Here is a 24,171-nt window from a genome sequence, read left to right as displayed (position 1 = left end):
ATGAGCGAGAAACGTTGATGTCGAATTCTTATGACTCCTCAAGTATCAAGGTATTAAAAGGGCTGGATGCGGTGCGCAAGCGCCCGGGCATGTATATCGGCGATACCGATGACGGCACCGGTCTGCACCACATGGTATTCGAGGTTGTGGACAACGCTATCGACGAAGCGCTCGCGGGCCACTGTAGTGACATTCAGGTCACCATCCATGCCGACAACTCGGTATCGGTGCAGGATGACGGCCGCGGCATTCCGACCGGCATTCACCCGGAAGAAGGGGTTTCAGCCGCAGAGGTCATCATGACCGTGCTGCACGCCGGCGGTAAATTCGACGACAACTCCTATAAAGTTTCCGGCGGCCTGCACGGCGTGGGCGTCTCGGTGGTTAACGCCCTGTCGGAGAAACTGGAGCTGGTGATCCGCCGCGAAGGCAAAGTGCACGAACAAACTTACAGCCACGGCGAGCCGCAGGCGCCGCTGAACGTGGTGGGCGAAACCGAGCAGACCGGCACCATGGTCCGCTTCTGGCCGAGCCACCAGACCTTCACCAATGTGACCGAATTCGAGTACGACATTCTGGCCAAGCGTCTGCGCGAGCTGTCCTTCCTCAACTCCGGCGTGTCTATTCGCCTGAAGGACAAGCGCACCGACCGTGAAGACCACTTCCATTACGAAGGCGGCATCAAGGCGTTTGTCGAGTACCTGAACAAGAACAAAACCCCGATCCACCCGAACGTGTTCTACTTCTCCACCGTGAAAGACGACATCGGCGTGGAAGTGGCGCTGCAGTGGAACGACGGTTTCCAGGAAAACATCTACTGCTTCACCAACAACATTCCGCAGCGCGACGGCGGCACGCACCTGGTCGGTTTCCGTACCGCGATGACCCGTACGCTGAACAGCTACATGGAGAAGGAAGGTTACAGCAAGAAGGCCAAAGTCAGCGCCACTGGCGATGACGCGCGTGAAGGCCTGATCGCCGTGGTGTCGGTGAAGGTGCCGGATCCGAAGTTCTCTTCTCAGACCAAGGACAAGTTGGTCTCTTCCGAGGTGAAAACCGCGGTTGAAACGCTGATGAACGAGAAGCTGGTGGATTACCTGATGGAGAATCCGGGCGACGCGAAAATCGTGGTCGGCAAAATCATCGACGCGGCGCGCGCGCGCGAAGCGGCGCGTAAAGCGCGTGAGATGACCCGCCGCAAAGGCGCGCTGGATCTGGCCGGCCTGCCGGGCAAGCTGGCGGACTGCCAGGAACGCGATCCGGCGCTGTCCGAACTGTACCTGGTGGAAGGGGACTCCGCGGGCGGCTCTGCCAAGCAGGGGCGCAACCGCAAGAATCAGGCTATCTTGCCGCTGAAGGGGAAAATCCTCAACGTCGAGAAAGCGCGTTTCGACAAAATGCTCTCTTCGCAGGAAGTGGCGACGTTGATCACCGCGCTGGGTTGCGGCATCGGCCGCGACGAGTACAGCCCGGACAAGCTGCGTTACCACAGCATCATCATCATGACCGATGCCGACGTCGACGGTTCGCACATCCGTACGCTGCTGTTGACCTTCTTCTACCGCCAGATGCCGGAAATCATCGAGCGTGGCCACGTGTTCATCGCACAGCCGCCGCTGTACAAGGTGAAGAAAGGCAAGCAGGAGCAGTACATCAAAGATGACGAGGCGATGGATCAGTATCAGATCGCCATCGCGATGGACGGCGCTACGCTGCACACCAATGCCAGCGCACCGGCGCTCGGCGGCGAGCAGTTGGAGAAACTGGTGGCCGAGCACTACGGCGTGCAGAAGCTGATTGGCCGCATGGAGCGCCGCTACCCGCGCGCGCTGCTGAACAGCCTGATCTATCAGCCGACGCTGAACGAAGGCGATCTCAGCGATGAAGCCAAGGTGAAAACCTGGATCGCGTCGCTGGTGCAGGCGCTGAACGACAAAGAGCAGCACGGCAGCAGCTATGACTTCGTGATCTTCGAGAACCGCGAGCGCCAGATGTTCGAGCCGGCGTTGCGCATCCGTACCCACGGCGTGGATACCGACTATAAGCTGGACTTCGACTTCATCCACGGCGGTGAATACCGCAAGATCTGCCAGCTGGGCGAGCAGCTGCGCGGGCTGATCGAAGAGGGCGCGTTCATCGAGCGCGGCGAACGCCGTCAGCCGGTAGACAGCTTTGAACAGGCGCTGGAGTGGCTGGTGAAAGAGTCGCGCCGCGGCCTGTCGGTGCAGCGTTATAAAGGTCTGGGCGAGATGAACCCGGAGCAGCTGTGGGAAACCACCATGGATCCGGAAAGCCGCCGCATGCTGCGCGTGACCGTCAAGGATGCCATCGCTGCCGATCAGCTGTTCACCACGCTGATGGGCGATGCGGTTGAACCGCGTCGCGCCTTTATCGAAGAAAACGCCCTGAAAGCGGCGAACATCGATATCTGATGCGTTAATGGCTGTGAAAATCCGCGCCGGGCGACCCGCGCGGATTTTTTTTGGCCTTTTTTGGCGCTGACAGCCGAGGCTGAAACGCGTTAGCATGAATAAAAATCACTGGGAGAAGCGTTGAATGGCTATTGAACTGATTGCGATCGACATGGACGGCACGTTGCTGGATCCGCAGCATCAAATCACGCCGGCGGTAAAGCAGGCTATCGCGGCGGCGCGGCGCAAAGGGGTGCACGTGGTGCTGGCCACCGGGCGGCCTTATGTCGGCGTGCAGGATTATCTGCGCCAGTTGGACATTCAAGGCCCCGGCGATTTCTGTATCACTTATAACGGCGCGCTAGTGCTGCGTGCGGTCGACGGCGCCTGCATTCTGCAAGAAACGCTGGGCTTTGAGGATTATCTGCATTTCGAGCAGATGGCGCGCGAGTTCGGCGTTCACTTCCAGGCGTTTGATTTCGATACCCTGTATACCCCGAACAAGGACATCGGCAAGTACACCATACACGAGGCGGAAATGACCGGTATTCCGCTGAAATACCGCAGCGTGGAAGAGATGGATCGCCAGATGCGTTTCCCTAAAGTGATGATGATCGACGAGCCGGAGCTGCTGGACCGCGCTATCGCGCGCATCCCGGAAGAAACGCGCGCGCGTTACACCATCCTGAAAAGCGCGCCTTACTACCTTGAGATCTTGCACAAAAACGTCGATAAAGGCGCCGGGGTGAGAATGCTGGCCGAGCATCTCGGCGTGGCGCGGGAGAACATCATGACGCTGGGGGATCAGGCCAACGATACGGCGATGATCGAATATGCCGGCGTCGGCGTGGCGATGGGCAATGCCATTCCCGAGCTGAAAGCGGTGGCGCAGTTTGTCACCAGCGCCAATACCGAAGACGGCGTGGCGCGCGCTATCGAGAAGTTCGTGCTCAACGCCTGATCAAGCGGGGCGCTGCGGCGCCCTTTTTATACCTTCGCCAACACCCCTTTGGCGATCTGCAGATCCTGAATCGCCAAGCCGGTGAGATCGGCGATGGTGATGTGCTGCGGCTCGCGTCGTACCCGCCCTCCCTGCGCCAAGACGGCGCCAATTTCGACGATTGGCGTTGAAATCAGCCTATTTTGCCGATAAGCCGTCGCGATCTCGCCATAGTCCGTACACTGCGCCAGGGCATCAACCAGCAGCGCGTCTGCGCGGGCCACCAGCTCGGTCGCCAGTTCCTGCTTGCCGGGCGTGTCGGCGCCCACGGCGGTGATGTGCGTACCGGGCCGAATATCCGCCGCCTGCAATATCGGTTCGCGGCTGGGCGTGGTAGTCACGATCAGCTGACAGTGCGCCGCCAGTTCCGCCGCATTCTGCGTAACCCGCGCCCGGAAACCCTCGGCTTCGGCATCGCGCCGATACGCCGCCAGCGCCTGTTCGTCTCGCCCCCACACCCATACCTCGCGGCAATCGGTCACCGGTTTCAGGCATTGCAGCTGCAGCCGCGCCTGCAGGCCCGTGCCGACAATGCCGATCGCCTGAATATGCGGCGGCGCGCACAGCTCGGCGACGATGCGGCCGGCCAGGGCGGTGCGCAGCGCGGTCAGCCAACCTTCATCTTGCAGCAGCGCCTGCGGCTCGCCGGTTTGGGCGGAGAACGCCATCATCAGCCCCTGATTGCTCGGCAGGCCGTGTTCGGCATTGCGATAGAAACCGGTAGAGATCTTGACCACGAACAGTTCGTCGCCTTCCAACCAGGCGGACTTGATGCAGCAGTCGCCGTCGGCCCGCTCGAACAGGAAATGCTGCACCGGCGGCTGTTGCACCCGCTGTTGCGAGTAGGCGATAAAACCCTGCTTCAGCAGCGGCGTTATGGTCTCGGCGTCGAACGCGGCGAGGATTTGCTGCCGATTAAGGATGTGCATCGGCGATGGCCTTGAGGTATTTCTCCAGCACGATGTTCTTGCCGCACAGCACCACCGCCACCTTTTTACCCTGGTATTCCGGCGCCAGTTTGATCGCCGCCGCCAGCGCCACGCCGGCCGCGCCTTCGATAATCCAGCGATCGCTGGCGGCTATCCGGCGCATCGCGTGTTTAATCTCCGCTTCGCTGACCAGCACTTTGCGGTCGATCAGCTGTTGGCACAGCGGAAAGGTCACGGCGCCCGGCTCGACGCCGCCGGCGGTGCCGTCGGACAGGGTTTCTTGCTCTTCCACCGGGAAGATATGGCCCGCTTCCAGCGCGCTGTACAGGCTGGTGGCGTTTTCCGGCCAGCAGGCGATAAGCTGCGTGTTCGGCGACAGTTGCCGCAGAACGGTGCCGATGCCGGCGATATAACCCCCGCCGCCGACCGCCACGAACACCGCGTCCAGATCGGTGAGCTGTTCAACCAGCTCCATGCCGCAGGTGCCCTGGCCGGCGATCACCTGCTCGTCGTTATACGGCGAGATATAGGTTTTTCCCTGTTCGCGTGCGGCCTGTTCCCCCGCCAGTTCGGCGTTCAGCGCATCGCCCGGCACCAATTCCACGGTGCCGCCCAACGCGCGAATGGTGTCGAGCTTGATGCTCGCCGCCGTCTCCGGCGCATAAACCGTGACGCCAACGCCCATCAGTTGCCCCGCCAAAGCGACGGCCTGACCGTGGTTGCCGGTAGAGGCGGCGATCACGCCGCGCCGGCGTTGCTCGTTATCCAGCAGCCGCAGCTTGTTGCTGGCGCCGCGAAATTTAAAGGAACCGGTGTGCTGCAGGTGATCGCATTTCAAATACAGCTCGCAACCCAATTGCTGAGAAAGCAGCACGCTGCGCTCCAATGGCGTGACTCGCACCTGAGGGCGCAGTTGCTGATGGGCAGAAACAATGGCATCGAAAAGGGGGTTCATACCGGCTCCGAGTTTTTAGACTTAAAATCCAGTTTGTACTTTTTTGTATGGATTGTAAACCCCGTCGGGCAACCCGGCCAGAAAGCGGAAATGGCCGGGGGTACGCATCGCGTATGCGGTGAAAATAAACATTACCGGGCGTTTAGCGGCACAATTTTTTATTTATTTGCGTTAAGTAAGGTGTCGCTGCGGGCGTATTTAATGAGGAGAAGGATAATCAATAAAATAATGCTCGCTTCCTTTACTTATACCGTTTGGGCGTCGTTGAGTTTCCCCATCAGGAATGTGGCCGGCTAGCCGGGCGTTTATTTCCTGCCGGCGTCGTCGATGGGCTTAACGGATAAGTCTCATGGAAATTTCGACGCGGGAAAGCCCCCGGCTCGTCCTCGCCGGCCATATGAAACGCGGCTGCCGATCCGGTAAGATGGCCGTTCAGTGCCAGCATGCGCAGGAGAGCCGCCATGAGCCATCGGGAAAAACAACTGACTTTCGACCCACGCGGGCATCAGTTAACCAATATCAACGTCTGGACGCCGGACAGCCAATGGCTGGCTTATGACGTGCGCCCGCGCGGCGCCTCTTTCACCGGCCTGAGCATCGAGCGGGTTAACGTCGCCAGCGGCGCGGTGGAAGTGGTTTATCGCGCCCAGCACGGCGCACACGTCGGCGTGGTCACGGTCAGCCCCGATGCGCCGGCGCGTTACGTCTTCATCCACGGCCCGGAACACCCGGACAGCGCCTGGCAGTATGATTTTCATCACCGCCGCGGGGTGATCGTCAGCGAACCGGATCGCGAGTTGGCCATTACCCTCGACGCGCTGGATATCACGGCGCCCTACACGCCCGGCGCGCTGCGCGGCGGCAGCCATGTGCACGTTTTCAGCCCGGACGGCAGCCGCCTCAGCTTTACCTACAACGATCACGTGATGCATGAATGCGATCCGGCGCGCGATCTGCGCAACGTCGGCGTGGCTGTACCGCTGCACGGGGTCAATCCGCCGAAACAGCATCCCCGTGAATATGACGGCAGCCACTATTGCGTGCTGGTTAGCGAGACCGTGCCGCAGCCGCAGCCGGGCAGCGATCAGATCAATCGCGCCTACGAAGAAGGCTGGATTGGCCGCGAAGGCTACCGTAAGGCTGACGGCAGTCGGCAGCGTTGGGCGCTGGCGTTCATCGGCGATACGCTGTCCGCCGCCGGCGAGAAACTGCCGGAGGTGTTTATCGTCGATCTGCCGGAGAACGACGCCGACTACGCCAGGGCCGGCGCTGTGCCGCTGCAGGGGACGGAAAGCGAGCTGCCGGCGCCGCCGCTTGGCGTCAGGCAGCGGCGGGTGACCTTTACCGGTGAACGCCGTTTTCCGGGCGTGGTCGGTGCGCCGCGCCATTGGCTGCGCAGCTCGCCGGACGGCAGCCAGATAGCTTTTCTGATGAAGGATGACGGCGGCGTGGTGCAACTGTGGACGGTGTCGCCGAACGGCGGTGAGCCGCGCCAGGTCAGCCGCGGCGAGCATGACATCCAGTCGGCGTTCAGCTGGCACCCGCAGGGCGGGACGATAGCCCTGGTGTGTGACAACAGCGTGATGCTGTGTGAGGTCGCCAGCGGCCGCCTGCAGCGTTTAACGCAGCGCAGCGTGCAGCCGCCGTCGGGGGATGCCGTGGTGTTTTCGCCGGATGGCAAGAAAGTGGCATTTATGCGCGAGATTGCCGGATTCAACCAGATCTTTGTGGTTGAGGCGTAAGGCGGGCCTGATGGCCCGCTGCGTGCGTGATTAGTGTGTGGCGGTGCTGTCGTTGCCCTCGCCGGGGTTGCCGGTTGCCGCCAGATTCTGTTGCTCGCTGCGCAGGATGCGCGCTTTTGGCGAGTCTGCGGTGGCGTCATTGCCTGAACGCAGATAGTCGTAAGGCAGCAGCACGGTATCCATCACTGCGGAGAACGGCAGATCCAGCGCCACCAGCGGCATCATCGCCCAGCTGGTGTTGTCGTCCTTCAGCATGTCCACGCTGGCGCGGGTGCCGGGATAGTAACCCTGATTCGGGCCGGTATGGCTCATCACGCTGGAGCAACCGCTGGTCGCCAACAACATGCAGCCCGTCGCTATCGCTTTCATCGTCGTCATTAATCCATCCTGCAGGGTTGCTGTGCCCCTAAATTAAGCTGATTTATAACATCCTGTTGCTGCTTTAAAAGAAGCAAAATCCCGCTCTGTGGCGGCTCTCTCACTTTAGTGTAAGTGGTAAAAAAACTTTCACCTAACCGAAAAGCGCTTTTTTTGATCCTCGCCCGTTGAATTGATGAAATCAACCCCCATTTTATCATCAGAGCCGGATTGAGAATTTGCCGTAAGGAAATTCTGGCTTAATTAGCCTGTCCAGAATGGAAGGCGTATTTATTTCAACCTCGCTGAAGTGCCTTAGGAGGCTGTTTTATGCGTAATTTCGATCTTTCTCCGCTATACCGTTCCGCCATTGGTTTCGATCGCCTGTTCAACGCGCTGGAGGCCGGCCAGAGCCAGGGCAACGGCGGTTATCCCCCTTATAATGTCGAGCTGGTGGACGAAAATCATTATCGCATCGCCATTGCGGTAGCCGGGTTTGCCGAGCAGGAGCTGGAGATCACCACGCAAGATAATCTGCTGATCGTGCGCGGTGCGCACAATAACGAACCGGCAGAAAAAACCTATTTATATCAGGGCATCGCTGAGCGTAATTTCGAGCGTAAATTCCAGCTGGCCGAACATATTCAAATTAAAGGCGCCAAACTGGAAAACGGTCTGCTGTATATCGATATGCAGCGCATCGTGCCGGAAACATTAAAACCGCGCCGTATCGAAATTAAATAATTCCGTTTTCGCCGGCAGGAACGCTGTCGGCAAATATGCAGTAATAATCCGCCTGCCGTCAGGGGGCTGAATAAACACATCTCGCTTAATGAAAGGAGTTGTTCCTATGCGTAATTACGATCTATCCCCGCTTCTGCGTCAATGGATTGGTTTTGATAAACTGGCCAGTTCCATGGGGGGCCAGGAACCCCAGGGGTTCCCGCCGTATAACATCGAGAAAAGCGATGACAATCACTACCGCATTTCTCTGGCGCTGGCCGGTTTCCGGCAGAGCGAACTGAATATCGAAGTGGAAGGGCCGCGGCTGACCGTCAGCGGTAAACCCACGCCGCCGGAAAAACAGGTCGAGTACCTGCATCAGGGGCTGGTGTGCAAAGAGTTCCAGCTGACCTTCACTCTGGCGGAACACCTGCAGGTGTCCGAGGCCAAATTTGAAAATGGCCTGTTGCACATCGATCTGGTGCGTCAGGTTCCGGAAGCCTTGCAGCCTCAGCGCATCGCCATCGGCGCGACGCCGGAGCTGGAAGCCAAATAACCGACTGAAAAACGGTCATCATCATGCGGGGGAGATCCAGACGGATCTCCCCCGTTGCGTTATGTGGCGCACGCCACAGTCCCCCCGTCTGCCCGATGCCATAATCCTTGTTAATTGTGTGTCTATGTCCGCAAATCCCCTATTCAACTTTGGCAAGGATGTGACCTATGAGCGATATCGCCCTGACCGTCAGCATGTTGGCGTTGGCGGCCGTCATTGGGCTGTGGATGGGGAACTGGAAGTTGTACGGTGTCGGGCTGGGGATTGGCGGCGTGCTGTTCGGCGGCATCCTGGTCGGCCACTTCGCCCAGAGCGGGCAAATCAGCCTGAACGGGGACATGCTGCACTTCATCCAGGAGTTTGGCCTGATCCTGTTCGTTTACACCATCGGCATTCAGGTTGGCCCCGGCTTCTTCTCTTCGCTGCGCGTCTCCGGTCTGCGGCTCAACGCCTTCGCGGTGCTGCTGGTGCTGACCGGCGGCGCAGTGGCGGCGGCGGTGCACAAGCTGTTCGACGTGCCGCTGCCGATCATCCTCGGCGTGTTCTCCGGCGCGGTCACCAACACGCCGGCGCTGGGCGCCGGTCAGCAAATCCTGACCGATCTCGGTTCCGATCCGGCATTGGTGGACGGCATGGGCATGGGTTACGCCATGGCCTATCCGTTCGGCATTTGCGGCATCCTGCTGGTGATGTGGCTGATCCGATTGGTTTTTCGCATCAACATCGAGCGCGAGGCGCAGGCGTTTGAAAGCAGCCTGGGCAATCAGCGCGAGCTGTTGCACGCCATGAACGTGGCGGTGCGTAACCCCAATCTGCAGGGCATGGCGATCAAAAGCGTGCCGCTGCTCAACGGTGAAGCGATCGTCTGTTCGCGCCTCAAACGCGGCGAGATGTTGATGGTGCCGGCGCCGCATGAGCGGCTGGAGCTCGGCGACTATCTGCACCTGGTGGGCAAACGCGAAGATCTGGAGAACGCCCGGCTGGTGATCGGCGAAGAGGTCGACGCTTCGCTGTCCACGCGCGGCACTGCGCTGCAGGTGGTGAGGGCGGCGGTGACCAACGAGCAGGTGCTGGGGAAAAAAATCCGCGATCTGAACCTGAAGCAGAAATATGACGTGGTGATTTCACGCCTCAACCGCGCCGGCGTGGAGCTGGTGGCCGGCAGCAACGTGACGCTGCAGTTTGGCGATATTCTCAACCTGGTCGGCCGGCCGGAGGCCATCGACGCGGTGACGGCAATCGTCGGCAACGCCCAACAAAAGCTGCAGCAGGTGCAGATGCTGCCGGTCTTTATCGGCATCGGCCTCGGGGTGCTGCTGGGCTCCATTCCGCTGTTTGTGCCCGGCTTCCCGGCGGCATTGCGGCTGGGGCTGGCCGGCGGGCCGTTGGTGGCGGCGCTGATCCTGGGGCGCATCGGCAGTATCGGCAAGCTGTACTGGTTTATGCCGCCGAGCGCCAACCTGGCGCTGCGCGAACTGGGCATCGTGCTGTTTCTGGCGGTGGTCGGTTTGAAATCGGGCGGCAATTTTATCGATACGTTGCTGCATGGCGAGGGGCTGACATGGATTGGTTATGGCGCGTTGATCACCGCCATTCCGCTGCTGAGCGTCGGCATTCTGGCGCGCACGGTGGGCAAGATGAACTATCTGACGCTGTCCGGCATGTTGGCGGGGTCGATGACCGATCCGCCGGCGCTGGCGTTCGCCAACGGCCTGCATCCCACCAGCGGCGCTGCCGCGCTGTCTTACGCCACCGTATATCCGCTGGCGATGTTCCTGCGCATCATGTCGCCGCAGCTGCTGGCGGTGCTGTTCTGGACGTTGTAGTGCGGATCGTCTACAGCCGATAAGGCATCAACACGCCATTGTCAGTGCCGAAATCTTTGGGGTTGCGGGAGATGAGCATCCGGAATCCCACCTGCGCGGTGGCCCAGATAATGGCGTCTGGCAGTTTCACATGTTGTGAGTGGCGCAGTTCTACGGCGCGTTCGGCGACTTCATCGGTAATAGGCAGCAGCAGAAATTGCCCTAAAAACTGACGTGTTTTCAGCTCCAGTGCCGGACCCTGTTTTTTAGCACCTACCATCACTTCCATCCAGGTGATGGCGCTGATGGCCGGATTGATGTGATACTCGACCAGAACGTCCCTGGCTTGAGGAATGCCGTTGAGATAATCGATCAGGATATTGGTGTCGAATAACGCCCGTTGAGCCACCATTATTCCCACTCCTCGCGCTGACGATTTTCGTACTCCACGCCATCTCCCATCGCCCCGGACCAGAGCCCGAAAGCGTTGCTGGGATCTTCCACGTGGTTCTCCGTCAGATAGCGGGAGACTGCTTGACGAATGATTTCGGCCCGGGGAACGTGGCGGATATTTTTCAGATTATCGAGCTGCCGCAGGTCTTCTTCAGGTAAATCGATCACGATGCGAGTCATCGTTGGCCCTCCAAAAAAGATATACGATATATGCATCGTATATCTTTGTCGGTCGATTTTCAATCAGTCGGCGTTAGCCTTCCTGATGTGCGCGTTCGATCTCTTCCGCCAGAATAGCCACGCCGCGCTCGATTTTCTCCGGATCGGGCACGTAGTTCATGCGCATGCACTGGTGGGTATGTGGCCATTCATGCTCCAGTCCCGGGAAGAAGTAGTGGCCGGGCACCATCAGCACGCCGCGCTTTTTCAGGCGCTGATACAGCACTTCGGTGGTGATCGGCAGATCCTTGAACCACAGCCAGAGGAAGATAGCCCCTTCCGGTTTGTGGATCAGGCAGCGTTCCGGCGACAGGTAGCGGCGAATGATCTCGATGGTGTGCTCGACGCGCTGTTTGTAAAACGGGCGAATCACCTCGTTCGACAGGCGCAGCAGATCGCCGCGCTCGATCATTTCCGTCGCCATCGCCGGCCCCATGCTGCCTGGGGACAGGCTGATGATGCCGTTCATGTTGGTCAGCGCGGTGATCACCTTCTCGTCGGCGATCACGATGCCGCAGCGCGAGCCGGGCAGGCCGAGCTTGGACAGGCTCATGCACAGGATGGTGTTTGGGTTCCACAGCGGCGTGGCGTCGCTGAAGATAATGCCGGGGAACGGCACGCCGTAGGCGTTGTCGATGACCAGCGGAATATCGCGCTGTTGCGCCAGCAGATCGAGCTTCATCAGCTCTTCGTCGGTGATCACGTTGCCGGTCGGGTTGGTCGGCCGTGAAACGCAGATCATGCCGATGTCATCGCCGATGGTGAGATGTTCGAAATCGACGTGATACTTGAACTGGCCGTCCGGCAGCAGCTCGATGTTCGGTTTGGCGGAGACGAACAGCCCTTCATCCAGCCCGGCATCGGCATAGCCGATATATTCCGGCGCCAGTGGGAACAACACGCGGCGGCGCGAGCCGTCGGCGTAGCGGCCGGCGAACAGGTTGAACAAGTAGAAAAACGCGCTCTGACTGCCGTTAGTCAGTGCAATATTCTGTGGCGAGATCTCCCAGCCGAGCTCGTCGCGCAACAGATTGGCCAGCGCTTTCAGCAGCGCGTCCTTGCCTTGCGGGCCGTCGTAGTTGCACAGCGCTTCGGTCAGTTTGCCCTGGTCGAGCATCTCCTGGCACAGCTGTTTGAAATACGCTTCCATCTCTGGGATCTGTGCGGGGTTGCCGCCGCCGAGCATGATGGCGCCGGGGGTGCGCAGGCCTTCGTTCAGGTCGTCCATCAAACGGGTAATGCCCGCATAACGGGTAAATTTTTCGCCGAAAAGTGAGAAAGTCATAGGTGCAGCAGTACTGTTTTTTAGCAGGTAATCACCCACCATACCGCCAGATAAACCCCGCTGCAATGCGGCTGACAAATCGACCGGTGGGCACAAGTTTTGCCCTGCGTTCGATTAGCAGCATATTACGCTGGATTATTATGACCGTTCGCCGGCCCACGTCATTATCGCCTCAACCTTTCAGCCACGCGATCTTAGGGTTGGCACAGGTTTTGCGGTCCCGACCCAGATCACACTTTTTCGCTGCATTTCATTAACACCATGGCAATTTATAACCATATCGAGTAACTTCCGCATCCGTTAAATTTAGCTTAACAATAAAGATTGTCTAAACTAATGCTCGGAAAGGGATGAGTAGTGCGGTAGCGTGGATGAAGCCATGCCAAAAGCACGGCTTTCAAGGCGATTTTACTTGCCTGACCATGGGTTGATTGCCAGTTTCGTCCCTGTCTCTCTACAGAGTAATCGGTTTGATGAGCGGTGTCTCCTGCTGGCCGGCATGGGGCATGTACGTTGCCGTTGCTGAAAATTGGCTATTTTGTATAAAAAACACTAATCATACTACCCGCGAGGGAGCCGCAAATAGCATTCAGCGGCGTAACGCCAGGGTAGGGCGCTCTGTGTCCGGCAGATGCGCATCGCCAGGCATCGCAGCCCATTAGGCGGGTAGGGTTGGAGGATAAAGGTTTCGCGCCGATTCACCTGGCGTCATTTGAAAACCCGTATGCAGCGTAGACTTTCGCTCACCGCGCACAAGTGAGATGAGGTCAGGTAGCAATGAAAAACAGCGCAAGTCTGGTTTCGATAAATAAGTGGAAAAGAAATTTATAAAATTCTCTTTCGCACTTTTTAGCGTGCAGGAAGTTTAAATAATAAATAATCAAGCTCTTTTATTTGTGAGATGAATTCCTTCACTTGAAAAACAGGGAAGCATTTGCTGTTCAATGTTCATGAGCATTGCGGTGAACATCAATATGTCGTTATTCCAATCAGAGTAAAAAGGAAGATTGCACGATGATTCGTGGTAACATTAAAGAGTTTGAGAACACACTTGAGTGCCGTGTGAGCGCATACCCCATGATGACAGATGTAGGGTATTGCAAATTGGCTTCGGATGACTTTAACCTTACCGATGCGCAAAAATCAGACTTAAGTATTATTCAGCGGCATTTCGATACGCTTGCTCTGGATCCCTACGGCGAAAATGCGGGGCGCTATCGGCAGCACAGTAAATATGTGCTTTTACCTTGCTTTAATCTCTTGATTCCTCAATCTTCCGAACACGCCTACAGTTACAAACAAGATGTCGGATTTAATGATGAAGTCGTTGAGGAGGCAAGGAAGTTTCAGCCTGTTCCAAACGAAATTTTGTCAAATAATCTGATCACATCGCTTGTCCTGCATGATTTTAAAAACTCCCCGTTACATGAGTATGCTTCCACGATTCCCATGGAGGTCGGCATTCACTTCATCAGAATGAAAGCGACGGTTGATGCGCCGGGGATTTCCGTACCGAATCGACTTCATAAGGATGGCGAGCCTTGCACCTGGATACATTTGATCAATCGTGATGGTGTTTCTGGCGGTGAGAACATCATTACAGATAACACCAAGACGAACATCCTGTGTAATGAGGCGATGCTCAAACCGCTGGACTCCATCGGCATCGTTGATGATCTAGTCTGGCACCAGGTGAAACCGGTTCATGTGGATGGGCACGGTAAGGTGGGCTTCCGCGATGTCATTTTAATCGATTTCACCCCGATGTTCGCGGTGCCAAATAACCCATCGTAATAAAGACTCACATGAACGGGGGGATCCTTTATTCAAGGCATGCCCCCCACTTCCTGATACTCGAAAATAGGCAGTAACCGTGTTAGCAAAAGAAACTCTTGCCGTTCACAGCGGGACCATTATCGACGAAATGCATGGTGGCATTCTTTCTCCGCTATTCTCCGCGAGTTCTCACAAGCATCTTGATATGACAGAAGATGTCTATCCAAGACATGGTAACTTACCCAATCAGCGCGCCGTTGCCGAGAAGATGTGTGCATTGGAAAGCGGTGGTGAGGCCGCTCTGGTATTCAGTTCCGGTATGGCGGCTTTCGCGACGGCGATGCTTTCGCATTTAAAAGCCGGTGACCATATTGTTTTACAAAACGGCGTGTATTCAGGTGCGCTCAAGTTTGTACAGAATCATTTTGCAAAATTAGGCATCACATACAGCGTTTCGGAGAGTTGTGAAGTAGAGAGCATCATCGCATTAGTCAATTCGAATACGCGAATGATATATATCGAAACACCGACTAATCCATTGCTTAAAATCCTGAACATTGAGCTATTGACCCGATTCGCCAAGAGTCGGGGGGTGTTCACCATTATTGATAACACCGTGGCGACGCCGATCAACCAAAACCCTCTGGAATATGGCGTCGATTTGGTATTGCACAGCGCCACCAAGTTTTTGGGTGGCCACGGCGATGTGTCAGGCGGCGTGGCTGTCGGCAGTGAAGAGTCCATTGCTGCAATGGCCGAATATATGAATGACTTTGGCGGGTGTCTGAACGCGCAGTCATGTCATCTGCTTGAGCGAAGCTTGCGCACGTTGGCCATTCGAATGAATGCCATTAACCGCAACGCGATGGAACTGGCCAGCCGTTTAAATGAGCACCCTAATGTGACGAACGTGTTCTATCCGGGGTTGCCGAGTCATCATAATCATAGCGTTGCCCGCGAACAGATGCGGGGGTTCGGCGGCATGGTCAGCTTTGAAATCGCCCCGCGGTTTGACGCGACAAGTTTTCAGAAGAAGTTAAATCTCATCGTCCCTTCCAACAGTTTGGGGGATTTGGAGACCACGCTGAACTCGCCTTATCAGGCCTCATCGTCGTTCAGAAGTCTTAGCGAGCAGGAGCAGAAAAAATCAGGGATTACGAGGCAATTAATACGAATGTCAGTCGGCATCGAAGACGTTAATGACTTGTATGAAGATTTGCATCAAGCGCTCAAGTGAATGATATGGAATTAGAAATGCAAACAGGCTCAACGTTGAATAGTGATGAAGTTCACCGCATAGAATCTCTTTATGGGCTGACGGTAAAAAGCAGCGCCTTCTTGGGGATGGGATCCGGCAATACCAATTACTGCCTCGAAACGGATATCGGCCGCTGTGTTTTCAGCATTATTGAAGAGCAAAGCCGTGATGACGTTGAGATCATGGCGAAGACGCTGGTATGGCTGGAAGCACATGATTATGAGACCTCCTTGCTGGTCAAACCCAAAGGGCAAGAAAGCTATTCAATTATATTAAGGGGCAAGCACTCTCTATTAAGAACCTATATGGATGGCGCCGTCCGCCGGGATTTCAACGAACATATGCTCAGGCAGCTCGGCGTTGCCATGGCGAAACTGCATACGATCCCCGTCCCTAATTTCTTAACAGACTCAGTCTTCTATGAGCAGAAAAAGTTCATGGATGCCCTCGATGCCAATATCGATCAGGATTATGAGCGCTGGGCCAAAGACAGACTCAGGCATCTTGCCGTAGAACGCATCAGCGGCTTGCCTACCTCTGTCATCCATTCCGATCTTTTCTACGACAATATGCTGTTTGAAGGCGAGCAGTTCGTCGGCATGATAGATTTTGAGTTGACCTGTATTTATCACTCCGTTTTCGATATCGCCATGGCGATTGTCGGCACCTGCGGCATCAATGGGACGCTGTCGCCGGAAAAAGCGAAGCATATCATCGCGGGTTATAATTCTGTAAGAATGCTTGAAGCGCGCGAAATTAAGGTGTTGAAAACCTATACGGAATACGCCGCCATCCTGACATCTCTTTGGCGTTATTGGCGGTATAAAATCTATCAGCCGGGTGGTGATAAATCTGATAAATATCGCGAAATGACAAACCTGGCTAAAAGTATTGAACGCACCGACTTCTCACAAATTTGCTGACACGTTCCCTTCATAAAGTAAAAGGGCGTCGAGCGTAAATTCGACGCCAAGACAATCGAACGTTAATATTCGGCCCTGATTATAGTACGGAGTAACCCGCTGCATGGACATCAAAGACACGAAAAAAATCGTCATCCTCGTTGACGCCTACTCATCCGGAAATGATGTGGCACCGGAATTCAATAAAAAAGGATACGGGTGCGCGCACATTCAAAGTCGAGAAGATATCCCGGCGAAGCTGCTGAATAGCTACAGAGGGGATGATTTCTTTATCAGTTTGCAATATACGGGGGATGAGATCCTCAATCAATTGCAAGAGTATGATGTTATCGCGGTGATTGCAGGCTGTGAAACAGGCATTGAACTCGCAGATCATCTGGCTGAGCTTCTGGACCTGCCCGGTAACGCTACCGGCACGAGCCGTTCTCGCAGGAATAAATACCTGATGCAGGAGTGCCTGAAAAATAGCGCGATCAATCATATCCCCACGCACCGGTTAACTACCCTTAAAGACGCTACGCAATATGCGACCGAGCTGTTTAAAAAATACCGGAAGCTGGTCCTAAAACCCGTTGACAGCGCAGGCACGGACTCCGTTTTTGTTTGCAAAACGGTTGAAGAAGTTGAAGCTCATTCGGGTGATTTGTTCAAAAAAAGCAATCAGCTCAATTTAAAAAATGAAGTCATTATTCTGCAGCCTTTTATTGAGGGGGAAGAGTACGTCGTCGATACTGTCAGTTATCAAGGCCGTCACAAGATCTGTGCGATATGGAAGATGGGTAAGGGCAGTTACAACGGGGCCGATTCCATCTGTGAGTTCACCGAACTGACCTCCTTCGATGCGCAGAATCACGCTCAGCTCAAAGATTACATCTTTAGCTGTCTGGATGCTTTAGGGATCACGTTTGGCGCAGCGCACTCGGAACTGTTTTTAACCAAAGACGGTTGGACGCTAATTGAAACCGGGGCCAGACCGCACGGCGCGGGTTTTCCGGCGTTGTCATCCCTGGCGTTGAAGCGCACGCAGATTGACGAACTGGTACTGAGCGTGTGTTCAACCGAGGCATTCCTGGAAGCGGTCGCAGAGGAATATAAACCGTTAAACTATTTAAAAATTAAAGAGCTGATATCTTTTAGCGCTGGCACTATCAAGGCCGTTAAGCATGTCGATACCATTGCCGGTTTGCCTTCCTACAAGAAATCAAATCTGCCGGATGTTGATCAGGAAATAAAACTCACGACGGACGTTTACAGCTCTCCGGGCTGGATTGCGTTAAGCCACCGTTGCGCCGATCAGCTCAATGCCGACTATCAATATATCGTTGGCCTTGAAAGTAAGGGCATGTTTGAAGTCTATGAACACTAAAATCAAGGCGTCCGGCCCAACGTACATTCTTGGATATTGCATCTTGGGTGCGGCCATAGATGTTTTTCTCTCAGGTTTGTTGCAGAGCATCGATCTGTTCGTATTATTGTTTTGGACTTTCACCTTGACCTGGCTCGGTTTCTTTGTGATCTCCGTGCTGTTTTTCCCCGTCAAGCTGCGAGCTTGCCTCAACGCCTGGAAATTAATTCTATTATTGAATATCTCTACGCTGGGAGCTTGGGTTGGGCTTTTCGTTGGGTTGAAATGGACGGAGCCCTCCATTCTGGTGGCCATGCTTTTTGGACTGAGTCCGATCATTTCTGTTTTCATTGAGATTTATAACCGAAACTCGGTGGGTGCAAAAAACATCGTTATAGCCGTGATGCTGGCTTTTATTGTCGCCGTTCTGATGATATTGGCCGTGAAAGGGCAGCGTTTTAACCCCTTCGATTCAAACACCCTATTTGTTCTGGCGCTTGGCTTAGTGTGTCTCGTCACCTCAACCTGTATGGCTGTCGGCACCTATATTGCAAAATCATTGTCCAAACAAGCGTTTAACGCCGTCAATATTCAGTCGTTCAGATTTCCCTTGCTCATTGGCGTTTGCGCGCTGATGTTGCCGAGCGAAGGCGTATTGGCAACAACGCAATCCAGCTTCTGGATGTACCTGCCGATCATCGTCATATTAGGGAATATATTGCCGCTATGGATGCTGCAAAAGGGTATTGAACTCACCAGCGCCTTGACCACCAACATTATTGTGAATGTTTCACCCTGCATTACGCTGTTGCTGGAGGCTTTTGACCCGTCGATAGCCTACAGCCATATGAAACTGGCGGTGTTGGTGATGCTGCTGCTGGTCATGCTGATCGCCAATGACGACGTGGGCAAATTTGTCGTCAGCAAGATAAGGGGGAAGCCCGTGAGGTTGACGGAGTGAAGATACTCCGTCGATAGCCGCAAAAAGCGGCGAGGCCGGCGATCCGCAGATCGCCGGCCTCGATAAGTTATTTCTGCAACAGCTGCGGGTTGACGCAGTTTTCTTTCACCGTGCCGGTCAATGCCGCGATCAAGTTATCCACCGCGCAGGCGGCCATGCCGTAGCGCGTTTCATGGGTGGCGGAGCCGATGTGCGGCAACGCCACCACGTTCGGCATGCTGAGCAGCGGCGAGTCGGCCGGCAGCGGTTCCTTCTCGAACACATCCAACCCCGCGGCGTGGATCACGCCGTTTTGCAGCGCTTCGATCAGCGCCTGCTCATCCACCACCGGCCCGCGGCCGGCGTTGATCAGAATGCCGCTTTTCTTCATCTTCGCCAGCTGATCGCGGCCGATCAGATGGAAAGTTTGTTCGGTCAGCGGCAGCGTGATGCAAACGAAATCCGACTCGGCCAGCAGGGTATCCAGATCGCAGCGGCGGGCGTTGAAGCGTTGCTCCGCCTCTTCGTGCGTGCGGCGGGCGTTGTACAGCACCGGCATGCCGAAGCCGAAGTGCGCGCGCTGCGCCAGCGCCAGGCCGATGCGGCCCATGCCGAGGATGCCGATGGTTTTGTGGTGCACGTCGACGCCGAACCAGTCCGGCCCGATGCTGCCGCGCCATTCGCCGGCCTTGACCCGTTCCGCCACTTCCACCACCCGGCGCGCCGTCGCCAGCACCAGACTCATGATGGTGTCGGCGACGGTTTCGGTCAGCACCGTCGGGGTGTGCATCAACAGCACGTTATGGGCGTTGAGCGCCTCGACGTCGAAGTTGTCGTAGCCGACGGAAACGGTCGAAGCCGCGCGCAGTTTGGGCGCCTGCTGCAGGAAGGCTTCGTCAATTTTGCCGCCGGAACCGATGATCCCTTCGGCCTGCTGCAACGCCTGGCGCAGTTCCTCGCGGTTCTCCGGCTGCAGGCCGTTGAACGCGTGTACGGTGAAGTGTTGTTCCAGACGTTCACGCAGGTCGGCGGGCAGGCTTTTGTACAATACGATAGAAGGTTTCATCACGAACTCCAGCTGGGCCAAAGGGGGCCTGGCGCCCCCTCGGGTTGATTGACAGAGAAAAAGTATAACCGGATCAAGCCATCTGCGGCTGGATCTCGTTGCGGGCGGGCTTGACGATCAGCGTCAACACCACCGCCACCACCAGTGCGATAGCCATAAACATGTAGGAAGCCGCCGGGCTGCCGGTGGCGCCGTTCAGGTAACAGACGAACCAGGAACCGAAGAACGAACCCAGCGCGCCCATGCTGTTGATCAGCGCCATGGCGCCGCCGGCGACGTTTTTCGGCAGCATTTCCGGAATGATGGCGAAGAACGGCCCATAAGGGGCGTACATCGCGGCGCCGGCGACCACCAGCAGGCCGTAAGAGATCCAGAAATGGTTGGTGCCGACGGCGTAAGAGCCGAAGAACGCCAGCGCGCCGATCAGCAGCAGCGGCCAGACAAACAGCTTGCGGTTTTGCATTTTGTCCGACGCCCAGGAGACCACGATCATGGCGATGGTCGCCGCCAGGTAAGGCACCGCCGACAGCCAGCCGGCTTCCACCATGCCCATCTGCATGCCGCTGCGCAGGATGGAAGGCAGCCACAGCACGAAGCCGTATACGCCGATGCTCCAGGCGAAGTACTGCACGCACAGCAGGATCACGTTGCGCGAACGGAAGGCTTCGCCGTAGTTGCGCACGGCCTTGATGCCTTTCTGTTCTTCGTCCAGCTGCTGTTGCAGCGCCTGTTTCTCATCGGCGCTCAACCAGCCAGCCTGCGCCGGTTTGTCTTTCGCCAGCACCCACCAGCAGAACGCCCAGATGACCGCCGGAATGCCCTCGATGATGAACATTTCGCGCCAGCCGAAGGCGTGGATCAGGTAACCGGACACCACCGACATCCACAGCACCGTCACCGGGTTGCCGAGGATCAGGAAGGTATTGGCGCGTGAACGCTCCGATTTGGTGAACCAGTTGCTGATGTAGATCAGCATTGCCGGCATCACCGCCGCTTCCACCACGCCGAGGATAAAGCGGATGGCGGCCAGCATCGGGATATTGCTCACCACGCCGGTCAGCGAGGCGCAGCCGCCCCACAGGATCAGGCACCAGAAGATCAGTTTTTTGACGCTGCGGCGCTCGGCGTAGATGGCGCCGGGAATTTGGAAGAAGAAATAACCGAGGAAAAACAGCGCGCCCAGCAGCGAGGCCATGCCCTTGGTGATGCCGAGATCCTCATTGATGCCGGCGGCGGAGGCGAAGCTGAAGTTGGCGCGATCGAGATAGGCCAGGCTGTAGGTGATAAACACGATGGGCATGATGTACCACCAGCGTTTGGCCGCGACAGTCGCTTTGTTCATGTTCAGTATCCTTCAGTGGTGTTGCATCCCCTTCGCCCAGCCCGTTGGGCATGAAAGACGAAGGGGCAGATGCTCTCCCGACGCGTCCCGGTTGTAGGGCCAGAGGCTGACGTCATGGGGAGAAGTCGTTTTTTTATTGTTATTCGGCCAGCGCCGCGCGGGTCGGCAAGCCTTCGCTGTCGCCGATGGCCTGGATCGCCAGCGAGCCGATTTTGTTGCCACGTTGCACCGCCTGTACCAGCGTTTTGCCTTCCAGCAGGGCGCTGAGGGTGCCGACGGCAAAGCCGTCACCCGCCCCTACGGTATCCACCACGTTGTCGACCTTGACCGCGGCCACCGCCGCTTTATCGCCGGCGGCGGTTTTAAACCAGGCGCCGTCCGGGCCGGTTTTGATGATCACCGCCTGCACGCCGCGCTCCAGATAGAAATCGGCGATGCCTTCCGGCGTCGACTGGCCGGTGAGGATCTGTCCCTCTTTCAACCCCGGCAGCACCCAGTCGGCGGCGAACGCCAGCTGGTTCAGCTGCTCGATCATCACCTCGCGGCTGGGCCACAGCACCGGGCGCAGATTGGGATCGAACGAAATGGTTTTGCCCATGGCGCGCATCTCGCGCGCCGCATGGTGGCACAGCGCCAGCGATTCGCCGGACAGCGCCGCCGCCACGCCGCTCAGGTGCAGGTGACGCGCGGAACCGAAATATTCGCGGTTAAAATCGGCGACTGACAGGCGGCTGGCCGCCGAGCCTTTACGGAAATATTCCACGCTGGGATCGGTACCATCGATAGTCTTGGATTTCACCTGAAAACCGGTGGGATAGTGGCCGTCGACCGTCACCTGCCGGTAGTTGATGCCTTCTTTTTTCAGCTGCTGCAGGGTGAAGCGGCCAAACGAGTCGTTGCCGACGCGGCTGACCCAGCCGACGTTCATGCCCAGACGGGCCAGGCCGATCGCCACGTTCAGTTCGGCGCCGGCGATGCGTTTGGTGAAGGTTTCCACCTCCGCCAAATCGCCGGTCTGCGCCGCCACGAACATCGCCATGGCTTCACCCAGCGTGACCACATCCAGGGGCGCTTGGTGCGCCGTCGTTGCCGTTAACGTTGTCATCATGGGGTTACTCCGCACGCAAAATATTGACGTAATGGCGGGTGACGGCTTCCAGGTCATCACCCTGCAACGGGAATTCGATGCCGCGCGGCGCATCGTGCGGCAGGCGGGCCAGCAGATCGCGCCAGCTGCCGTCGGTCTCGTCCAGCGCAATGGCGCGCCAGCCGCGCGGGCCTTGCGTCGCGGCCTTGACGTGCACGTAACCCACGTGGCGGGCCAGGCGCTCGGCGGCGGCGGAGGCGTCTTGCCCCACCCACAGCCAGTTGGCCATATCGAAGGTCATGCTGACCGGCAGGTGGCTATCTTCCGCTGCATGGAAAAAGGCGTTCAGCATCGACAAAATGCCGCAGTCCGGCGTTTGGTCGTTCTCGACCACCAGTTTGACCGGATGTTGCTCCAGCGCCACTTTCAGCTCGGTAAAATCGAAGCCGGGGCGGAAATGGCCGAGGGAGAGCTTCAGCTGGCGCGCGTTCAGCGCCTGCGCTTCCGCCAGCAGCGCCGGCAGGTTGGGATTCAGCGTATGTTGCGGAGTGAACAGCGCCTCAGGGGCGGAATAGACGGCGAACAGCTGCTGGCGTTCTATCTCCTGGGCCAGCACAGGCAGGCTGTCCAGTTCGCCGGCGGCGAACAGTTCGCGGCGGATCTCCACCCCGTCGGCGCCCGCGCCGGCGATGATGGGCAACAGCGCGCGCTGGCCGCCCTGTTGTTTGACGGTATCGGCGCCGTAGGCGCCGGTGACCACGATGATTTCTGTTTTCATTTTGACTCCTGAGGCGGCATTGTCGCCGCCGCTGCTGTTACCGGTACGTTAAATGGAACCGGTTCCAGTAGAAAGCGACAGAGTGTAAAAATATGATCGCAATCACGAAGCTGAGCAAAAAACAGCCGATGAAGGCGGGGCGGTTAAGGCCCCGGAGAAGGCGGGTTAGCGGGTGGTGGAGCCGCGGACGATCAGCTCGCCGGAGAACATCTGCTCGCCGCTGGGGGCGGCCAGACCCTGAATACGCTGCACCAGCCGCTCCAGCGCCGCGTGCCCCATTTGGTAGGTGGGTTGTTTCAGCGTGGTGATGCCGACGCCCGCCAGTTCCGCCCACTCCAGCTCGTCGAAGCCCAGCAGGCCGATGTCGTTGCCCCACTGGATGCCGAGCCGGCGCATGGCGCGCGCCACCTGCAGCGTCAGGGCGCCGTTGGCGGAGATCACCGCCTTGCGCATGCCGCGATGACGGCCGCTGAAATCGCTCAGCACCTGTTCCAGTTTTTGCCGATCGTTGAGCGGCGTTTCGGCCTGCTCCGCCAACAGCGCAGGGTACTGCGCCATGGTATGCCTGAAGGCGTGCAGGCGTTCCAGGCGGGTATTGACCGTACCGAGCGGTTCGCTGAGGAACAGGATCGCTTCGAAGCCTTGTTGCAGCAGGTGCTCGGTGGCGACGGTGGCGGCTTCACGGTTGTTCAGCCCGACTACGTCGCAGGCGAAGTCGGGGATTTTGCGGTCGATCAGCACCATCGGCAGCATCGACTGTTGCAGCGTGGATAACGCTTCCTCGCGCATGCCGACCGCGTTGACCACGATGCCTTCCACCCGGTAACTGCTGAGCAGCTGCAGGTAGTGCTGTTCCTGATTGACTTCGTTGTTGGTGTTGCACACCAGCAGGGTAAAGCCGTGTTGGCGGCAGGCGGCCTCGATGCCGCGCATCACGTCCACCGAATAGGGGTTGGTGATATCGGCGAGGATCAGGCCGATCAGGCGCGTTTGGCCGCCCTTCAGGCTGCGCGCCATCTGGCTTGGGCGGTAGTCGAGCTGCTGGATCGCCTGTTCGATGCGCTGTTTGAGATCGTCGGAAAGCAGGTGCTGTTCACCATTCAGATAGCGTGACACGCTGGTCTTGCCGGTTTTGGCGATGCTCGCTACATCGCTGATGGTGGCGCGTCCTGAGGCGCGCGTTGCCTTGACAGTGCTCACAGCCGATCCCTCCTGCGGTTA

General features: G+C 57.3%; 22 protein-coding genes. 11 read left to right on the top strand and 11 right to left on the bottom strand.

What is annotated here, in order from left to right; translation table 11 throughout:
- The first annotated feature begins 17 nt into the window (after positions 1 to 17).
- On the top strand, positions 18 to 2,432 hold the full coding sequence (gene gyrB / locus H7A77_RS15795; protein ID WP_004933898.1) for a DNA topoisomerase (ATP-hydrolyzing) subunit B: 2,415 nt from the start codon (positions 18 to 20) through the stop codon (positions 2,430 to 2,432).
- A gap of 124 nt (positions 2,433 to 2,556) precedes the next feature.
- Entirely contained in the window at positions 2,557 to 3,372 is an 816-nt protein-coding gene (gene yidA, locus H7A77_RS15790) for a sugar-phosphatase (RefSeq protein ID WP_047025996.1), read from the top strand.
- A gap of 26 nt (positions 3,373 to 3,398) precedes the next feature.
- On the opposite strand, the gene H7A77_RS15785 is transcribed toward yidA, so the two are convergent.
- Together H7A77_RS15785 and H7A77_RS15780 are read right to left on the bottom strand one after the other, a co-directional pair.
- The gene (locus H7A77_RS15785) at positions 3,399 to 4,340 is read right to left on the bottom strand and encodes an ornithine cyclodeaminase family protein (RefSeq protein ID WP_182074398.1); all 942 of its coding nucleotides are present in this window, start codon (positions 4,338 to 4,340) and stop codon (positions 3,399 to 3,401) included.
- Entirely contained in the window at positions 4,327 to 5,295 is a 969-nt protein-coding gene (locus tag H7A77_RS15780; RefSeq protein WP_042783385.1) for a threonine/serine dehydratase, read from the bottom strand. The genes H7A77_RS15785 and H7A77_RS15780 overlap by 14 nt, the downstream gene beginning before the upstream one ends.
- A 461-nt stretch (positions 5,296 to 5,756) precedes the next feature.
- Between H7A77_RS15780 and H7A77_RS15775 the strand changes: the two genes are divergently transcribed.
- Entirely contained in the window at positions 5,757 to 7,037 is a 1,281-nt protein-coding gene (locus tag H7A77_RS15775) for a DUF3748 domain-containing protein (RefSeq protein WP_033652318.1), read from the top strand.
- Positions 7,038 to 7,067: 30 nt separating this feature from the next.
- Here H7A77_RS15775 and H7A77_RS15770 read toward each other — a convergent pair whose 3' ends face one another.
- Positions 7,068 to 7,415 (bottom strand): YceK/YidQ family lipoprotein, encoded by a 348-nt coding sequence (locus H7A77_RS15770; RefSeq protein WP_016929593.1) that lies wholly within the window; start codon positions 7,413 to 7,415, stop codon positions 7,068 to 7,070.
- Between the two features lie 309 nt (positions 7,416 to 7,724).
- Here H7A77_RS15770 and ibpA point away from each other — a divergent pair, with 309 nt between their 5' ends.
- The 3 genes from ibpA (at position 7,725) to H7A77_RS15755 (ending at position 10,499) form a co-directional block, all read left to right on the top strand.
- Positions 7,725 to 8,138 carry a small heat shock chaperone IbpA gene (ibpA, locus tag H7A77_RS15765; RefSeq protein WP_004933919.1) on the top strand — a complete coding sequence of 138 codons (414 nt, stop codon included), beginning with the start codon at positions 7,725 to 7,727 and terminating at the stop codon, positions 8,136 to 8,138.
- Between the two features lie 106 nt (positions 8,139 to 8,244).
- Positions 8,245 to 8,673 carry a small heat shock chaperone IbpB gene (ibpB, locus tag H7A77_RS15760; protein ID WP_004933922.1) on the top strand — a complete coding sequence of 143 codons (429 nt, stop codon included), beginning with the start codon at positions 8,245 to 8,247 and terminating at the stop codon, positions 8,671 to 8,673.
- Between the two features lie 167 nt (positions 8,674 to 8,840).
- A complete protein-coding gene (locus H7A77_RS15755) occupies positions 8,841 to 10,499 on the top strand; it encodes a putative transporter (protein WP_042783386.1) in 1,659 nt (552 codons plus the stop codon).
- 10 nt (positions 10,500 to 10,509) lie between these two features.
- Here H7A77_RS15755 and H7A77_RS15750 read toward each other — a convergent pair whose 3' ends face one another.
- From H7A77_RS15750 to H7A77_RS15740, 3 genes are all read right to left on the bottom strand, one after another.
- The gene (locus H7A77_RS15750; protein WP_025304766.1) at positions 10,510 to 10,890 is read right to left on the bottom strand and encodes a type II toxin-antitoxin system VapC family toxin; all 381 of its coding nucleotides are present in this window, start codon (positions 10,888 to 10,890) and stop codon (positions 10,510 to 10,512) included.
- A complete protein-coding gene (locus H7A77_RS15745; protein ID WP_025304767.1) occupies positions 10,890 to 11,111 on the bottom strand; it encodes a ribbon-helix-helix domain-containing protein in 222 nt (73 codons plus the stop codon). Before H7A77_RS15745 ends, H7A77_RS15750 begins: the two co-directional genes overlap by 1 nt.
- Positions 11,112 to 11,184: 73 nt before the next feature.
- The gene (locus H7A77_RS15740) at positions 11,185 to 12,435 is read right to left on the bottom strand and encodes a valine--pyruvate transaminase (protein WP_047025992.1); all 1,251 of its coding nucleotides are present in this window, start codon (positions 12,433 to 12,435) and stop codon (positions 11,185 to 11,187) included.
- Between the two features lie 1,014 nt (positions 12,436 to 13,449).
- On the opposite strand from H7A77_RS15740, the gene H7A77_RS15735 reads away from it, so the two are divergent.
- From H7A77_RS15735 to H7A77_RS15715, 5 genes are all read left to right on the top strand, one after another.
- Positions 13,450 to 14,229: a 2OG-Fe dioxygenase family protein gene (locus tag H7A77_RS15735; RefSeq protein WP_033645137.1), complete on the top strand. Its 780-nt coding sequence runs from the start codon at positions 13,450 to 13,452 to the stop codon at positions 14,227 to 14,229.
- Positions 14,230 to 14,308: 79 nt separating this feature from the next.
- Complete coding sequence (locus H7A77_RS15730) at positions 14,309 to 15,448, top strand: PLP-dependent aspartate aminotransferase family protein (RefSeq protein WP_046687995.1); 1,140 nt, start codon at positions 14,309 to 14,311, stop codon at positions 15,446 to 15,448.
- A 5-nt stretch (positions 15,449 to 15,453) separates the two neighbouring features.
- Positions 15,454 to 16,392 carry a phosphotransferase gene (locus tag H7A77_RS15725; protein WP_182074397.1) on the top strand — a complete coding sequence of 313 codons (939 nt, stop codon included), beginning with the start codon at positions 15,454 to 15,456 and terminating at the stop codon, positions 16,390 to 16,392.
- 103 nt (positions 16,393 to 16,495) lie between these two features.
- Positions 16,496 to 17,758 (top strand): ATP-grasp domain-containing protein, encoded by a 1,263-nt coding sequence (locus H7A77_RS15720; RefSeq protein WP_182074396.1) that lies wholly within the window; start codon positions 16,496 to 16,498, stop codon positions 17,756 to 17,758.
- The gene (locus H7A77_RS15715; protein ID WP_182074395.1) at positions 17,748 to 18,698 is read left to right on the top strand and encodes a hypothetical protein; all 951 of its coding nucleotides are present in this window, start codon (positions 17,748 to 17,750) and stop codon (positions 18,696 to 18,698) included. The genes H7A77_RS15720 and H7A77_RS15715 overlap by 11 nt, the downstream gene beginning before the upstream one ends.
- Positions 18,699 to 18,765: 67 nt before the next feature.
- On the opposite strand, the gene ghrB is transcribed toward H7A77_RS15715, so the two are convergent.
- The 5 genes from ghrB to H7A77_RS15690 all read right to left on the bottom strand — a co-directional run bounded on the left by ghrB (position 18,766) and on the right by H7A77_RS15690 (position 24,150).
- Positions 18,766 to 19,743 carry a glyoxylate/hydroxypyruvate reductase GhrB gene (gene ghrB / locus H7A77_RS15710; RefSeq protein ID WP_033645132.1) on the bottom strand — a complete coding sequence of 326 codons (978 nt, stop codon included), beginning with the start codon at positions 19,741 to 19,743 and terminating at the stop codon, positions 18,766 to 18,768.
- 73 nt (positions 19,744 to 19,816) lie between these two features.
- Positions 19,817 to 21,085, bottom strand: a complete 1,269-nt coding sequence (locus tag H7A77_RS15705; RefSeq protein WP_182074394.1) for an MFS transporter — start codon at positions 21,083 to 21,085, stop codon at positions 19,817 to 19,819.
- 139 nt (positions 21,086 to 21,224) lie between these two features.
- On the bottom strand, positions 21,225 to 22,190 hold the full coding sequence (locus tag H7A77_RS15700) for a sugar kinase (protein ID WP_182074408.1): 966 nt from the start codon (positions 22,188 to 22,190) through the stop codon (positions 21,225 to 21,227).
- A 7-nt stretch (positions 22,191 to 22,197) separates the two neighbouring features.
- Complete coding sequence (locus tag H7A77_RS15695; RefSeq protein WP_182074393.1) at positions 22,198 to 22,950, bottom strand: sugar phosphate isomerase/epimerase; 753 nt, start codon at positions 22,948 to 22,950, stop codon at positions 22,198 to 22,200.
- A 165-nt stretch (positions 22,951 to 23,115) separates the two neighbouring features.
- Complete coding sequence (locus tag H7A77_RS15690) at positions 23,116 to 24,150, bottom strand: LacI family DNA-binding transcriptional regulator (RefSeq protein ID WP_182074392.1); 1,035 nt, start codon at positions 24,148 to 24,150, stop codon at positions 23,116 to 23,118.
- Positions 24,151 to 24,171: the final 21 nt, after the last annotated feature.

The sequence above is a fragment of the Serratia sp. ME47 genome, assembly GCF_903970925.1.
In the GTDB taxonomy this organism is placed as follows: Bacteria; Pseudomonadota; Gammaproteobacteria; order Enterobacterales; family Enterobacteriaceae; genus Serratia; species Serratia ureilytica.
The sequence above is the reverse complement of the archived record's forward strand: the minus strand, read 5'-3'. Positions and strand labels throughout refer to the sequence as shown.